This window comes from Streptomyces sp. NPDC051207 (assembly GCF_040682395.1).
In the GTDB taxonomy this organism is placed as follows: Bacteria; Actinomycetota; Actinomycetes; order Streptomycetales; family Streptomycetaceae; genus Streptomyces.
The window spans coordinates 345,873-358,815 of record NZ_JBFBAX010000001.1 but is presented as its reverse complement, the minus strand read 5'-3'; the positions used below and the strand labels follow the sequence as shown (position 1 = coordinate 358,815).

The following is a 12,943-nucleotide window of genomic DNA, read 5'->3' as shown; positions in this document are numbered from 1 at the left end:
GGTCGACATGACAGTCGTACCGACATCGCAGTCCGGCGGCGGAGGCGGCAGCAGCGGCCTCTACGACGTGCTCGAGCTTGTTCTGGACAGGGGGCTCGTCATTGACGCATTCGTGCGCGTGTCCCTGGTGGGCATCGAGATCCTGAAGATCGACGTGCGCGTCGTCGTCGCCAGTGTGGACACCTATCTGCGCTTCGCCGAGGCGTGCAACCGGCTCGACCTGGAGGCCGGGCCCCGCAAGAGCCCGGGACTGCCCGACATCGTCGGGGAGATCACCGAGTCCGGCGCACGAGGCAAGTCCAAGGGAGCCCTGTCCGGCGCCGCCGAGACCATATCCGGCGCCTTCAAGCAGGCCCGTGAGGGAGGCGGGTCCGAGGAGCCCCGGCGCGCCCGCAAGACCAGCGCGACGCGCAGCAGCAAGGAGGAGCAGGAGTGAGCACGTACGTCTACGGCATCACGGCGAGCTCGCACCCCGCGCTTCCCGATGGCATGGACGGCGTCGGCGACCCGCCCCGCCAGGTGCGGATCCTCACCGCGGGCGAGCTCTCGGCCCTGGTGAGTGACGCCCCCGAGGAGCTGCGGCCCAAGCGCAGGGACCTGCTCGCCCACCAGAACGTGCTGAGCGAGGCCGGCGCGGCCGGCTGTGTGCTGCCCATGCGGTTCGGCAGCGTCGCCCCGGACGACGAGTCGGTCACCGGCGTGCTCGCCGAGCGCACCGAGCACTACCTCGAACGCCTGCGGGCGCTGGACGGCTGCGTCGAGTACAACATCAAGGCCAACCACGTCGAAGAGGCCGTCCTGCACCACGTGATGGCCGAGAACGCCGAGATCCGCTCCCTCGCGGAGGCCAACCGCAAGGCCGGTGGCGGAAGTTACGAGGACAAGCTGCGCCTGGGCGAGGCGGTCGCCGCCGCCGTCAAGGCCAAGGAGTCCGCGGACGCCGCCGCCCTGCAGCGCGCCCTGGAGCCGCACGCCGACGCCGTGAGCGTGGGCCCCGAGTCCACGGGCTGGCTCGCCAACGTGTCGTTCCTCGTGCCCCGGGACTCGGCGGAGAACTTCCTGGCCGCCGTGGAGCGGGCCCGCGAGGACCTGCCGCACCTGGAGGTGCGGGTGAACGGCCCGCTGCCGCCGTACAGCTTCGTCGAACCCGGCCCCACGGAGCCCGCGGGCGCCTCGGCCGGCGGCACGGGGACCGGGGCGAGCTGACGTCATGGGCCTGATCACGGAGGTGCTGCTGCTGCCGTTCGCCCCGGTGCGCGGCAGCGCCTGGGCCGTCAGACAGGTGCTCAACGAGGCCGAGCGGATCTACTACGACCCCGCCACGGTACGGGCCGAACTGTCCCGTCTCGAGGAGCGGCTGGAGGCCGGGGAGATCACCGAGGAGGAGTTCGACCGCATGGAGGACGAACTCCTCGACCGGTTGGAGACAGCTGAGCGCATGGGCACGCAGACAGGCGGGACGGCACGATGAACCGAATGGCACTCGGCCTCGCGGTAGGGGCCGGATACGTCCTCGGGCGGTCGAAGAAGGCGAGGCTGGCGCTCGCCGTCGGTGGTCTGGTGGCCGGCAAGCGGATGAACCTCTCCCCAAGGGCGGTCGGCGAGCTGGTCGCCCGTCAGCTGCGGGACAACCCGCAGTTCAAGGAGGTCGGCGACCAGCTGCGGCAGGACCTGAGCGGCGTCGGCAGGGCGGCCTCCGGTGCCGTCGTCGAGCGGCGGCTGGACTCGCTCGCGAACCGGCTGCACGGCCGCACCTCCCAGGTGCGCGAGCAGCTGGCCGGCGTGACCGGCCGCCGCCGCGGCGACGACGAGGACCCGGAGGCGTCCGACGAGCCCGCGGACGCGGCGGACGACGACGCGGCGGACGACGATGCGGACGGCTCCCAGGCGCGCGACGGGCGCGAGGAGCGCGCCGAGGCCGCCGAGGAGAGCGAGCGGCGCGCCAAGCCACGGGTGAGGCAGAGGAAGGCGGTCCAGGCGGCGCCCGAGAAGGCCTCCGCGCGCAGCGCGCCCGAGAAGAAGGCCCCCGCCAGGACGGCGGCGGCGAAGAAGACCACGGCGGCCGGCAAGCCCGCCGCCAGGAAGACGGCCGGCGCGCGGCGCACCGACGAAGGTGCCCGGGGCCGCCGGACGAAGGGGGACGGTGAACGGTGACCGACACCCTGGGATCGGCATCCTCGGCGGCACGCGGTGCCGCCTCGAAGAACCCGCTGGTCGGCGTCGCCCACAGTGAGGCCGCCGACCGGCTCAAGGCGGAATTCCAGGAGTACCTGGCCGCCCAGGCGCAGCGGCTGCTGGTGGGCGTCGGACGCAAGCTCGGCGAGACCACCGTCAAGCTGAACGACATCGCCGAGGGCAAGAGCCCCGGCTTCGCCCGGCTCGCCCTGGACACCGGCCGCAAGGTCACCCAGGGCAAGGGCCCGCTGCGCTCCGTGCTGGAAGTCGGCGCCGCGCGCGCCAAGGACAACGTCGTCGGCGCGTTCAAGGGCCTCGGCGACAAGGGCGGGAAGGGCAAGAAGCGCGGCGGCAGCAAGCCCACGGTGATCATCGAGCACATCGACGTCGGGGTCCCGTTGCGCACCGCGTACGACCAGTGGACGCGGTACCAGGACTTCAGCACCTTCGCCAAGGGCGTCAAGAGCGCGAGCCGGGACGACGACACGCACACCGACTGGCAGGCCAAGGTCTGGTGGTCCAACCGCAGCTGGAAGGCGAAGACCACCGAGCAGGTGCCGGACGACCGCATCGCGTGGTCGTCCGAGGGCGCCAAGGGCACCACCAAGGGTGTCGTGTCCTTCCACCGGCTCGCCGACAACCTCACGCGGGTCATGCTGGTGATCGAGTACTACCCGTCCGGGCTGCTCGAGAAGACCGGCAACCTCTGGCGTGCCCAGGGCCGCCGCACCCGGCTCGACCTGAAGAACTTCGCCCGCTTCATCACCATCAAGGGCGAGGCCGAGGACGGCTGGCGCGGCGAGATCCGCGACGGCGAGGTCGTACGCGACCACGAGGACGCGGTGGCCGAGGAGGAGTCCTCCGGGCAGGACGAGACGGCGGAGGACGCCTACGAGGACGAGGACCAGGAGCCCGCGGACGCCGCCGGGGCGGAGGGCGACCTGGAGGAGGAAGAGGCACCCGAGGAAGCCGGGGAAGTGGCGGGCGAAGAGGCCGAGGAGCAGCCCGCCGAGGGCGAGTACGAGGGTGAGTACGACGACGAGGAGGCGTACGAGGACGACGAGTACGCCGAGGACGGGAGCCGTCGATGACGACAGCCGGCCGACTGCCCGACCCCTACGGCCGCGACTCCGGCGCCAACCTCGCCGACATCCTTGAGCGGGTGCTCGACAAGGGCGTGGTCATCGCGGGCGACATCCGCATCAACCTGTTGGACATCGAGCTGCTGACGGTGAAGCTGCGGCTCATCGTCGCGTCCGTCGACAAGGCCAAGGAAATGGGCATCGACTGGTGGGAGAGCGACCCGGCGCTGTCCTCGCGCGCCAGGCGTGACGAACTCGCCCGCGAGAACGCGGAGCTGCGCGAACGCCTCGCCGCCCTGGACCCCGAACGGGCCGGAAGCGTGGAGTCCGGCCGGGCGGACGACCCCGGCCATGACCGGGCGGGAAGCCTTGAGCCCGGCCGGACGGAGAGGAATGCGCCATGACGACCGGACTGCGCTACGTCTACGCCGTCTGCCGCCCCTTCGGCGCCGCTCTGCAGTCGCAGATCGTCGGCGTCGCCGGGGCGCCCCCGGGGCTGCTGACGCACCACGGCCTGGTCGCCGTCGTCAGCACCGTGCCGGAGCGGGACTTCGCCGAGGAACCGCTCCGGCAGCACCTTGAGGACCTCGACTGGCTGACCGAGACCGCCCGCGCCCACCAGGGCGTCATCGACGCGCTCACCACGGTCACCACTCCGCTGCCGCTGCGCCTGGGCACCGTGTTCCGCGACGACAGCGGCGTACGCGTGATGCTGGAGGAGCGCGAGGAGGAGTTCCGGCGCACCCTGGAACGGCTCGACGGCCGGGTGGAATGGGGCGTGAAGGTGTACGCCGAGCCCGAACCGGAGCCGGAGGCGCGGGCGGAGGAGACCCCGCGGCGCCCGGCGTCGGGCCGGGACTACCTCATGCAGCGGCGGCAACGTGCCCGGGCGAGCGAGGAGATGTGGCAGCGGGCCGAATCGTTCGCGACCCGGCTGCACGAAAGGCTGTCCGCCCACGCCGAGGATTCCCGGCTGCACAATCCGCAGAACGCGGTTCTTTCCGGCGCGGCCGGACGGAATGTACTCAACGCCGCCTATCTGGTGCCGCGCGCCGAGTCCGAGGAATTCGTGGAACTGGTCGACCGTACGAAGGATGACGTACCGGGAATGCGTGTGGAACTCACCGGCCCATGGGCGGCCTATTCGTTCGTCCAGGAGGAGGCGTGACCGTCGTAGAACGCCGTGAAATCGCCCTCGTCGACCTCCTCGACCGGCTGCTGGCCGGCGGGGTGGTCATCAAGGGTGACATCACGCTGCGCATCGCGGACGTCGACCTCGTCCGCATCGACCTGAACGCCCTGATCAGCTCCGTGAACGACAACGTTCCGTCGCCGTGGGAGGAGTTGACGTGACGACCCGCCGCAACCGGCTGGACCTCGAGCCCGACACCGTGGAGCGGGACCTGGTCAAACTCGTCCTGACCGTCGTGGAACTGCTCCGTCAGCTCATGGAGAGGCAGGCGGTGCGCCGCTTCGACACGGGCGATCTGAGCGAGGAGCAGGAGGAGCGCATCGGTCTCACGCTCATGCTGCTCGACGAGCGCATGACGGAACTGCGGGAGCGCTACGGGCTGCGGCCCGAGGACCTGAATCTGGACCTCGGGCCGCTCGGACCGCTACTGCCCCGGGACTAACGCCCGGGGACACTCACCACCGGTACCATCGGCCCCTGCCGCCGGCTGCCGTGGTGCCACGCACCAGGAATCCGAGCAGCCACAGCACGAGCACTGCTATCGCGATCCACCAGAGGATCTCGACAGCGAATCCGGCACCGAAAAGAATCACTGCCAGAAGCAGGACGAGCAGAAGTGGAACCATAGTGTGATACCTCCTGCTCTCCGTGTGTCCCCAAAAGCGGGAATCAGGCCTGTTTCCGGCAAAGGATTTCTCCGTGCAGAACGGCGAACCAGCCGTCCTCCCGCGTTCCCCATTCCCGCCACGATTCCGCGACGCGCCGCAACCGCTCCTCGGTGGCATGGCCGCCCTCGACCGCCCGCGCCGCGTACGCGGAGGCCACGGTGCGGTCCGCCCACAGTCCGCTCCACCACCGGCGCTCCTCGGGCGTCGCGTAGGTCCAGGTGCCGGAGGTGGCGGTGACGTCGGTGAACCCGGCCCGCAGCGCCCAGGACCGCAGCCGCCGCCCGGCGTCCGGCTCCCCGCCGTTGGCGCGCGCGACCCGGCGGTACAGGTCCAGCCAGTCGTCCAGGCCCGGAACCTCGGGGTACCAGGTCATCGCCGCGTAGTCGGCGTCCCGTACGGCGACGTGGCCGCCGGGTCTCGTCACCCGCCGCATCTCGCGCAGTGCCGCCACCGGGTCGCCGACGTGCTGGAGCACCTGATGGGCGTGGACGACGCAGAACGTGTCGTCCGGGTACGCAAGCGCGTGCACGTCCCCGACGGCGAATTCGGTGTTCGCCCGCCCCCGCGCGGCGGCGGTGGCCCGGGCCTGCTCCAGGATGCCGGGCTCCCGGTCGAGGCCCGTGACGTGCCCGTCGGGGACCAGCGCCGCCAGGTCGGCGGTGATCGTGCCCGGCCCGCAGCCGACGTCCAGGATCTTCATGTGGGGCCGGAGCGAGCCGAGCAGATACGCCGCCGAGTTGGCGGCGGTGCGCCAGGTGTGCGAGCGCAGCACGGACTCGTGGTGTCCGTGCGTGTAGACGGCGGTCTCCCGCGTTTCCGGCATGACGGCTCCCCTTCGGACAGCACGGCGGGACGGGATGTCCGCTCCCGCCGAGGTGTCCGCAACGATAGGGCCGCGAACCGCATGTTGAGATGACTGTTTTACATTCTGGGCTGACGGTGTGTCAGCGGTGCCCTGCCGTCAGTGCTGCCTCGTCAGTGATGCCCGTGCAGAGGCCGGTAGACGACGAGCGCCTCGGGCAGCTTCTCCAGCGTCACGCGCCCCTCGACCTCGGTGACCTCCCCGTCGTAGGCGAGGAGCGTGCCGGGCGCGACGCCGTCGAGGTGCAGGCGGCCCACCTGGACGGCGGCGTGCGCGGGGGAGCGGGTCAGGGGCCCGGCCAGGGCGGCGGCGAGCAGCCGGGCGGCGGGATTGCGGCCGCCGTGCACCACGCGCACGTCCAGCTGCCCGTCCGCCATGTCGAGACGCCGCCCGGGCGCGAGGCCCATGCGGTGGTAGGTGCCGTTCCCGGCGAACAGCAGCCACAGCGGCCGGGTCCGGCCCTGCACCTCGACCTCCAGCGGGTGCCGCCCGCCGCGCAGTACCCGCAGCGCCGCGAGCACGCCGGCGGGCCAGCTGCCGATGCGGTGCGACCACCGGTCCCGCTCCCGGACCAGCTCGGGGTAGACGCCCAGGCTGCACGTGTTCACGAAGACGCCCTGCTTGGCACCGGAGGTGAACCGGCCGATGTCGACCCGTACGGCGTCGCCGCGCTCCAGGGCGGGGGCCAGGTCGCGGGCGTCCTCGACGCCGAGGTCGTAGGCGAAGTGGTTGAGGGTGCCGCCGGGCAGCACCGCGAGGGGAAGGCCGTGCCGCAGGGCGATCCCGGCGGCGGAGTTGACCGTGCCGTCGCCGCCGCACACGCCGAGCACCGCGGCGCGGCCGGCCGCCTTCTCCAGCTCGGCCCGCACGTCGGCCGGCTCGCACTCGACGATCTCGGCGCGCGGCAGGGCGTCGCGCAGCGAGCGGACCCGGTCCGCGCTGCCCGCGGCGGTGTTGGCGACGAGCACCAGACCGTCGCCCTCCGGCAACGCCGGGGCGTCGGCGCGCAGGCGGGCCGACGGGGTCAGCTGGGCGCGGGTCGGAACCATGCCGCGTACGGCGAACGCGGCGCCCACGCCGAGGGCGGCACCGGCGAGGACGTCGCTCGGGAAGTGGACGCCGGTGTAGACGCGGGACAGGGCGACCGACGCGGCCACCGGGGCGACGGCCGCGCCCCACGCCGGGGACTCCAGGGCGACGCCGGCCGCGAAGGCGGCGGCCGACGCGGCGTGGCCGGACGGGAACGACGTGGTGATCGGCTGCCGCTTCAGCTGCCGGACCGTCGGTACCGGGTCCAGCGCGGGGCGCGGGCGGCGCACGGTGCGCTTGCCGAGGGTGTTGATCGTCAGGGACGCCAGGCTCAGGGAGGCCAGCCCGCGGGCCGCCGCGCGGCGGGCGCGGGGGGTGCGGGACGCGGCGAGCGCGGCGGCCGCGGCGAACCAGAGCACGCCGTGGTTGGCGCTGAGGCTCAGCCGGGGGAGGACCGGCTCGGCGCCGGGCCAGTGCCGGGCGGCGGCGGCCTCGAACAGGCGGCAGTCCAGCGCGAGGAGCCGGTCCCGCAGTACGTGGTGTCCGGGCTTCGGGGCGGTGAGGTCAACGTCCGGGGTCATGGAGGGCGGGTACCCTGGCGGGGCGGAATCCTGCGGGGCGCCGGCGCGGGGCGGGAGCGGCGGTGGGTGGGCGCCGGTTCAGTGGCGCGGGAGTTGCGGTGACCGCCGGGGGGTTGCGCGGGGCCGGGCCGGCCCCCTCAGTCGGCCCCAGCGGGAGAAAGGTGTTTGCCCCTGCCCCCTGCGGCCCACACAATCGCCCCCATGGGTCATCTCGAAGCCGCGCATCTGGAGTACTGCCTTCCCGACGGGAGGGCGCTGCTCGGTGATGTCTCCTTTCGGGTGGGGGACGGGGCCGTCGTGGCGCTCGTCGGGCCCAACGGGGCCGGCAAGACCACCCTGCTCCGGCTGCTCGCCGGTGAGCTGAAGCCGCACGGCGGCACCGTGACCGCCAGCGGCGGCCTCGGCGTCATGCGCCAGTTCGTCGGCTCCGTGCGGGACGGGACGACCGTCCGCGACCTCCTCGTCTCCGTCGCCCCACCCCGCATCCGCGAAGCGGCCCGCGCCGTCGACACCGCCGAGCACGCCATCATGACCGTCGACGACGAGGCCGCCCAGATGCGCTACGCCCAGGCTCTCGCCGACTGGGCGGAGGCCCAGGGCTACGAGGCCGAGACCGTCTGGGACATGTGCACGACCGCCGCCCTCGGCATCCCGTACGACAAGGCGCAGTGGCGCCAGGTCCGCACGCTCTCCGGCGGCGAGCAGAAACGTCTCGTGCTGGAGGCCCTGCTGCGCGGCACCGACGAGGTCCTCCTCCTCGACGAGCCGGACAACTACCTCGACGTCCCCGGCAAGCGCTGGCTGGAGGAACGCCTCGCGGAAACCCGCAAGACCGTCCTGTTCGTCTCCCACGACCGGGAACTGCTCGCCCGCGCGGCGCAGCGCATCGTCTCCCTCGAACCCGGCCCCGCCGGCGCCGACGCCTGGGTGCACGGCGCCGGATTCGCCACGTACCACGAGGCCCGCCGCGAGCGCTTCGCCCGCTTCGAGGAACTGCGCCGCCGCTGGGACGAGAAGCACGCCCAGCTGAAGAAGCTGGTGCTGAGCCTCCGCCAGGCCGCCTCCGTCAGCCACGAGCTGGCGTCCCGCTACCAGGCGGCGCAGACGAGGCTGCGCAAGTTCGAGGAGGCGGGCCCGCCGCCGGAGCCGCCGCGCGAGCAGGACATCCGCATGCGGCTCAAGGGAGGCCGCACCGGGGTGCGTGCCCTCAGCTGCGAGGGCCTGGAGCTCACGGGCCTGATGAAGCCGTTCGACCTGGAGGTGCACTACGGGGAACGCGTCGCGGTCCTCGGTTCGAACGGCTCCGGCAAGTCCCACTTCCTGCGCCTGCTGGCCGGCGACGACGTGGCGCACACGGGCCGGTGGAAGCTGGGCGCGCGCGTGGTCCCCGGCCACTTCGCGCAGACGCACGCACACCCCGGGCTCCGGGGCCGCACGCTCCTGGACATCCTGTGGCGCGAGCACTCACAGGACCGCGGCGCCGCCATGTCCCGGCTGCGCCGCTACGAGCTGACGGGCCAGGCCGAGCAGACGTTCGAACGACTGTCGGGCGGGCAGCAGGCCCGGTTCCAGATCCTGCTGCTGGAGCTGGAGGGCGCGACGGCGCTGCTGCTGGACGAGCCGACGGACAACCTGGACCTGGAGTCGGCGGAGGCGCTCCAGGAGGGCCTGGAGGCATTCGAGGGGACGGTCCTCGCGGTCACGCACGACCGCTGGTTCGCCCGCTCCTTCGACCGCTACCTGGTCTTCGGCAGCGACGGCCGGATCCGGGAGACCCCGGCCCCGGTATGGGACGAACGCCGCGTGGAACGCACCCGCTAGGACGCGAGGAGGAGCAGCGCCGGTGACGAGGCAGAACCCGGCTCCGAAGCTCGCCCCGTACAGCAGCTGTGCCTCCGGCCCATGCCGTCAGTGACCGGGCACCCGACGTCGAAACGGGAGAAACAGGCACGGTCGGTCAGCCTTCCCGGGTCAACGGGTCGGCCCAGCGCGGTGAGCGCCGCCATGAAAACGTCCCAGACCCGTCCGGTGTCCAGGCGTGCCGCCACCCGGGCGTCGGCAACCTCCCCGTGACGCCGCAGAGGTCGTGAACGCCTCACCGGAGCGGGGCCGGGCCCTGAGCCGGGGCTGCACGCAGCCCCGGCCCGGAGCCCGGCCCCGGACCGCTCCGCAGACCTGCCCGCAGACCGTCAAGCCCACCGCAGCAGCGCCCCCAGGCCGCCCACCGGTGCCTCCCGCTCCCTCGCCGGCGCGGGCGTGACCGACAGTGCGGAGGCGTCCGTGGCGACGGCCGAGCGGATCAGCGCGTCGTCGGCGCGGGCCGCCCAGGAGTGCTGTTCGCCGAGCGCCTTCAGCTCGGTCCGGCGCACCGCCAGCTGGTCCGGGTCCTCGCCGATCCACACCTCACGGTGCGCGTCGGGCCCGTCGGGCCGGATGAGCAGCTCGTCGATGCGGTGCTCACGGGCGGCCTCGACCAGCGCGGGCACGCCCTCGACGGCCCCGGCGTGCCCCTCGGCGTCCGGGGTGCGCGCGGCGAGGAACCGGTCCAGTTCCGCCGCGGCGCGCAGCCGTACGTGCTCGGCGCGGGCCTTCTCGACGTCGTCGTCGAGCAGCCTGCTGCCGGTGCCGTGCGGCGCCTCGACGACCAGGCCGTGCAGCCGCTGCGGCAGCCGCTCGTGCACGGACCGCCGCTCCCGGTCGTCCCCGACGAGGATCAGCAGGTCGGCGCGGGTCTCCTCCTGGCACACGGCGAGCGCGTCGGCGATCTCGGCGGCGTTGTGCTCCCAGGTGTTCTCCACCCGGAGCTGGAAGTGCCGCTCGGACCAGTCGACGGTGCTGGTGCGGTGCAGGGGCCACTGGCGCCCGGTGACGCCGCCCGCGTCCTCGCTGCCGAGCCCGCTGCGCAGCTCGAAGTCGGCGCCCTTGCGGTCGACGTACGCGACGATGCAGACGGGGTCCTCGCCGGCGAGTTCCAGCAGCGGTGTGGCCCGCGGCAGGGGTGCCCACTCGGCCCAGTCGCGCTGCGGGGCCCGCGCCAGCGGCGGGTCGAGGACGACCTCGCCGCCCCGGGCGAACAGGGCGCGGCCGTGCGGTTCGGACGAGTGCCGCAGATCCTCTATGGCGCTCTGCACGGCACGGCACGTCGCCTCGTCGGCGCCTTGTTCGGCGAGGTCCCGGGCCATCGCCCGGGCGGTCAGTTCCCGCTCGTGGGGGGTGTCCTCCGTATGGCGGGAGGTGTCGACGTACACCGACGCCCAAGGCCCCGGACGTTCGTAGAGGGGGTGCAGAAAAGCGAGATCCATGGCTCCCTCCGGATGCCGCTCGGGAGTAGTGCTCAGCGGGCGGGTACCCGGACCACATGAACGAACACGACGAGCGGGACATCACCGCGACCGGAGTCGACCCGAGCCGGCTCGACGAGCAGCAGCTGATGAAGGAGCTGGAGACCATTCACCGCACGCGTCACGACACGCTGCTGTACGGCTCGAACGACGCGCTGCGGGCCCACAACGAGCGCATGGCGCAACTGGAGGGCGAGTACCTGCGCCGCAACCCGAACCGCCCCGTCGCCGCGGGCCGTACGCGCGAGGGCGCCAGGGAACGCACGGGCGGCGAGGGCGCGACCCCGGGCACCTCGGCCACCTGACCGGAACGCGGACCGGACGACCGTCCCCCGACCACGCGAACCGGGGCCCCGAGAATCCTCGGAGCCCCGGAATTCCGGCTGTCCGTGACGGCGTCCGCAACGCCCTCCGTCAGGCGTCCTGCTCGGCGGCGAACACGTCCAGGTACGTCTCGCAGAACGCCTTCAGATCGTCCGGCTTGCGGCTGGTGACCAGCTTGTTCGGTCCGTGGTCGCACACCTTGACCTGCTCGTCCACCCACGTGCCGCCCGCGTTGCGGATGTCGGTCCGCAGGCTCGGCCAGGACGTCAGCACGCGCCCGCGTACCACGTCCGCCTCGACCAGCGTCCACGGGGCGTGGCAGATCGCGGCGACCGGACGGCCCTGCTCGAAGAAGTCCCGTACGAACGCCACGGCCTTGTCGTCCATGCGCAGGACGTCCGGGTTGGCCACGCCACCCGGCAGGACGAGCCCGCCGAAGGAGTCCGCGGACGTCTCGCCCACGACCTCGTGCACGGGGAAGGTGTCCGCCTTGTCGAGGTGGTGGAACGCCTGGATCTCACCGGACTGCGTCGACACGAGCACCGGCTCGTGCCCCGCGTCGACGGCCGCCTGCCAGGGATCGGTCAGCTCGACCTGCTCGACGCCCTCGGGAGCGGTCAGAAACGCGATACGCATGATGCCTCACATTCCTTTCGTGGCGTGCGGGTGGCCCTCGGCGGCCCCCGTGTCGTTCGGCGACGTCACTGGGTCACGCCGCCCCGGCTGTCCGGCTCGGCGCGGCTGATGTCGGCCAGCGCCGAGTCCGGGTCCTCGCTCTCCGCGAGGTCGCCGAGGCTGACCATGCCGACGGGCATGCCGTCCTCCACCACCGGCAGCCGCCGTACCGCGTGCTCCCGCATCAGCGCGACCGCCGTCGACACCGGGTCGTCCGGGGCGACGACCAGCGGATCGGGCGTGCACACGGCGTGCGCGCTCACCGTCTGCGGGTCGCTGCCGCCCGCGACGGCACGGACGGTGATGTCACGGTCGGTGAGCATCCCGACGACCCGCTGGCCGTCGGCCACCACCACGTCGCCGATGTTCTGCGTGCGCATCAGCAGCGCCGCCTCCACGACGGACGCGTCCGGGCGGACGGCGACCACGCCCGGTGTCATCACGTCCCTGACCAGCTCAGCCATCACTCGAGCCCCTCCTGGGTCTGTGTCTGCGGTCGGCGGGGTGTGCCGCGGCGCGGCACACCCCCGTTCCGGCCTGTCTCTATGCCCGGTCCTGCCGGCCGCTGCCCGTCAGCGCCTCGGCGAGCTGCTGCACGGTGCCGTAGCGTTCGCCGCGCGGCAGCCGTTCCACCTGCTCGACCAGCGCGTCGGGGGCGTGGCTGCGGCGCAGGGCCCGGGACAGCTCGGGCGGGTGCGCGGGGAACGCCCCGCGGCTCAGGGTCCGGGCCAGCTCCAGCCGGACCGACTCCAGGGAACTCGGTGCGCGGCTCGGCGTCACGGGACCGGCCGCGACCTCCGGATCGTCCTCGGCGGCCGGCTCGGGGTCGTGCCACTCCTCGGTGCGCGTGGGGTGTCCGGACCTGAGCAGGCCCTGCAGTTCGTGCTTCATCTCCTCGTCGCGGTGGCGGCTCAACCGGTCGCTGCCTCGCTGCATGTCTCCCTCCAGTCCTTCGGGGGCGCTCCCCGCGTACCCGAACCCGGGGAGCCGACACAGCCCGGTCCGAACCCGCGC

18 protein-coding genes are annotated in these 12,943 nt (G+C 72.9%); 11 read left to right on the top strand and 7 right to left on the bottom strand.

The window, feature by feature from the left end:
* Positions 1–7 precede the first annotated feature (7 nt).
* The 9 genes from AB0M97_RS01610 to AB0M97_RS01570 are packed head-to-tail and all read left to right on the top strand — an operon-like array spanning position 8 to position 4,891.
* Positions 8–436, top strand: a complete 429-nt coding sequence (locus AB0M97_RS01610; protein ID WP_365958647.1) for a gas vesicle structural protein GvpA — start codon at positions 8–10, stop codon at positions 434–436.
* Positions 433–1,206 carry a GvpL/GvpF family gas vesicle protein gene (locus AB0M97_RS01605; protein ID WP_365958646.1) on the top strand — a complete coding sequence of 258 codons (774 nt, stop codon included), beginning with the start codon at positions 433–435 and terminating at the stop codon, positions 1,204–1,206. Before AB0M97_RS01610 ends, AB0M97_RS01605 begins: the two co-directional genes overlap by 4 nt.
* A 4-nt stretch (positions 1,207–1,210) precedes the next feature.
* Positions 1,211–1,471 carry a gas vesicle protein GvpG gene (locus AB0M97_RS01600; protein ID WP_365958645.1) on the top strand — a complete coding sequence of 87 codons (261 nt, stop codon included), beginning with the start codon at positions 1,211–1,213 and terminating at the stop codon, positions 1,469–1,471.
* 5 nt (positions 1,472–1,476) lie between these two features.
* Positions 1,477–2,154 (top strand): DNA primase, encoded by a 678-nt coding sequence (locus AB0M97_RS01595; RefSeq protein WP_365958644.1) that lies wholly within the window; start codon positions 1,477–1,479, stop codon positions 2,152–2,154.
* Complete coding sequence (locus AB0M97_RS01590; RefSeq protein ID WP_365958643.1) at positions 2,151–3,266, top strand: SRPBCC family protein; 1,116 nt, start codon at positions 2,151–2,153, stop codon at positions 3,264–3,266. The genes AB0M97_RS01595 and AB0M97_RS01590 overlap by 4 nt, the downstream gene beginning before the upstream one ends.
* Entirely contained in the window at positions 3,263–3,661 is a 399-nt protein-coding gene (locus AB0M97_RS01585; RefSeq protein ID WP_365958642.1) for a gas vesicle protein, read from the top strand. Before AB0M97_RS01590 ends, AB0M97_RS01585 begins: the two co-directional genes overlap by 4 nt.
* Complete coding sequence (locus AB0M97_RS01580) at positions 3,658–4,425, top strand: GvpL/GvpF family gas vesicle protein (RefSeq protein ID WP_365958641.1); 768 nt, start codon at positions 3,658–3,660, stop codon at positions 4,423–4,425. The genes AB0M97_RS01585 and AB0M97_RS01580 overlap by 4 nt, the downstream gene beginning before the upstream one ends.
* Positions 4,422–4,610, top strand: a complete 189-nt coding sequence (locus AB0M97_RS01575; protein WP_365958640.1) for a gas vesicle protein — start codon at positions 4,422–4,424, stop codon at positions 4,608–4,610. The genes AB0M97_RS01580 and AB0M97_RS01575 overlap by 4 nt, the downstream gene beginning before the upstream one ends.
* Positions 4,607–4,891, top strand: a complete 285-nt coding sequence (locus AB0M97_RS01570) for a gas vesicle protein K (RefSeq protein ID WP_365958639.1) — start codon at positions 4,607–4,609, stop codon at positions 4,889–4,891. The genes AB0M97_RS01575 and AB0M97_RS01570 overlap by 4 nt, the downstream gene beginning before the upstream one ends.
* A 13-nt stretch (positions 4,892–4,904) precedes the next feature.
* On the opposite strand, the gene AB0M97_RS01565 is transcribed toward AB0M97_RS01570, so the two are convergent.
* The 3 genes from AB0M97_RS01565 to AB0M97_RS01555 form a co-directional block, all read right to left on the bottom strand.
* Positions 4,905–5,075 carry a hydrophobic protein gene (locus AB0M97_RS01565; protein WP_279549710.1) on the bottom strand — a complete coding sequence of 57 codons (171 nt, stop codon included), beginning with the start codon at positions 5,073–5,075 and terminating at the stop codon, positions 4,905–4,907.
* 43 nt (positions 5,076–5,118) lie between these two features.
* The gene (locus AB0M97_RS01560) at positions 5,119–5,940 is read right to left on the bottom strand and encodes a methyltransferase domain-containing protein (RefSeq protein ID WP_365958638.1); all 822 of its coding nucleotides are present in this window, start codon (positions 5,938–5,940) and stop codon (positions 5,119–5,121) included.
* Positions 5,941–6,092: 152 nt separating this feature from the next.
* A complete protein-coding gene (locus tag AB0M97_RS01555) occupies positions 6,093–7,589 on the bottom strand; it encodes a phosphatase PAP2 family protein (RefSeq protein WP_365958637.1) in 1,497 nt (498 codons plus the stop codon).
* A 201-nt stretch (positions 7,590–7,790) separates the two neighbouring features.
* Between AB0M97_RS01555 and AB0M97_RS01550 the strand changes: the two genes are divergently transcribed.
* Entirely contained in the window at positions 7,791–9,410 is a 1,620-nt protein-coding gene (locus AB0M97_RS01550; RefSeq protein WP_365958636.1) for an ATP-binding cassette domain-containing protein, read from the top strand.
* Positions 9,411–9,778: 368 nt separating this feature from the next.
* On the opposite strand, the gene AB0M97_RS01545 is transcribed toward AB0M97_RS01550, so the two are convergent.
* A complete protein-coding gene (locus tag AB0M97_RS01545; protein ID WP_365958635.1) occupies positions 9,779–10,891 on the bottom strand; it encodes a Vms1/Ankzf1 family peptidyl-tRNA hydrolase in 1,113 nt (370 codons plus the stop codon).
* Positions 10,892–10,947: 56 nt separating this feature from the next.
* Between AB0M97_RS01545 and AB0M97_RS01540 the strand changes: the two genes are divergently transcribed.
* Positions 10,948–11,235, top strand: a complete 288-nt coding sequence (locus tag AB0M97_RS01540) for a DUF6158 family protein (RefSeq protein WP_365958633.1) — start codon at positions 10,948–10,950, stop codon at positions 11,233–11,235.
* A 109-nt stretch (positions 11,236–11,344) separates the two neighbouring features.
* Here AB0M97_RS01540 and AB0M97_RS01535 read toward each other — a convergent pair whose 3' ends face one another.
* The 3 genes from AB0M97_RS01535 to AB0M97_RS01525 form a co-directional block, all read right to left on the bottom strand.
* Positions 11,345–11,890: a type 1 glutamine amidotransferase domain-containing protein gene (locus tag AB0M97_RS01535; RefSeq protein WP_365958632.1), complete on the bottom strand. Its 546-nt coding sequence runs from the start codon at positions 11,888–11,890 to the stop codon at positions 11,345–11,347.
* Between the two features lie 65 nt (positions 11,891–11,955).
* On the bottom strand, positions 11,956–12,393 hold the full coding sequence (locus AB0M97_RS01530; RefSeq protein ID WP_365958631.1) for a CBS domain-containing protein: 438 nt from the start codon (positions 12,391–12,393) through the stop codon (positions 11,956–11,958).
* A 79-nt stretch (positions 12,394–12,472) separates the two neighbouring features.
* On the bottom strand, positions 12,473–12,865 hold the full coding sequence (locus AB0M97_RS01525; protein ID WP_365958630.1) for a DUF2795 domain-containing protein: 393 nt from the start codon (positions 12,863–12,865) through the stop codon (positions 12,473–12,475).
* Between the last annotated feature and the right edge of the window lie 78 nt (positions 12,866–12,943).

Bases quoted from the DNA above. Each gene is read 5' to 3' on its own strand.
- AB0M97_RS01610 (WP_365958647.1), top strand. From the start codon at position 8: ATGACAGTCGTACCGACATCGCAGTCCGGCGGCGGAGGCGGCAGCAGC.
- AB0M97_RS01600 (WP_365958645.1), top strand. From the start codon at position 1,211: ATGGGCCTGATCACGGAGGTGCTGCTGCTGCCGTTCGCCCCGGTGCGC.
- AB0M97_RS01595 (WP_365958644.1), top strand. From the start codon at position 1,477: ATGGCACTCGGCCTCGCGGTAGGGGCCGGATACGTCCTCGGGCGGTCG.
- AB0M97_RS01585 (WP_365958642.1), top strand. From the start codon at position 3,263: ATGACGACAGCCGGCCGACTGCCCGACCCCTACGGCCGCGACTCCGGC.
- AB0M97_RS01580 (WP_365958641.1), top strand. From the start codon at position 3,658: ATGACGACCGGACTGCGCTACGTCTACGCCGTCTGCCGCCCCTTCGGC.
- AB0M97_RS01565 (WP_279549710.1), bottom strand. From the start codon at position 5,075: ATGGTTCCACTTCTGCTCGTCCTGCTTCTGGCAGTGATTCTTTTCGGT.
- AB0M97_RS01560 (WP_365958638.1), bottom strand. From the start codon at position 5,940: ATGCCGGAAACGCGGGAGACCGCCGTCTACACGCACGGACACCACGAG.
- AB0M97_RS01555 (WP_365958637.1), bottom strand. From the start codon at position 7,589: ATGACCCCGGACGTTGACCTCACCGCCCCGAAGCCCGGACACCACGTA.
- AB0M97_RS01550 (WP_365958636.1), top strand. From the start codon at position 7,791: ATGGGTCATCTCGAAGCCGCGCATCTGGAGTACTGCCTTCCCGACGGG.
- AB0M97_RS01545 (WP_365958635.1), bottom strand. From the start codon at position 10,891: ATGGATCTCGCTTTTCTGCACCCCCTCTACGAACGTCCGGGGCCTTGG.
- AB0M97_RS01540 (WP_365958633.1), top strand. From the start codon at position 10,948: ATGAACGAACACGACGAGCGGGACATCACCGCGACCGGAGTCGACCCG.
- AB0M97_RS01535 (WP_365958632.1), bottom strand. From the start codon at position 11,890: ATGCGTATCGCGTTTCTGACCGCTCCCGAGGGCGTCGAGCAGGTCGAG.
- AB0M97_RS01530 (WP_365958631.1), bottom strand. From the start codon at position 12,393: ATGGCTGAGCTGGTCAGGGACGTGATGACACCGGGCGTGGTCGCCGTC.
- AB0M97_RS01525 (WP_365958630.1), bottom strand. From the start codon at position 12,865: ATGCAGCGAGGCAGCGACCGGTTGAGCCGCCACCGCGACGAGGAGATG.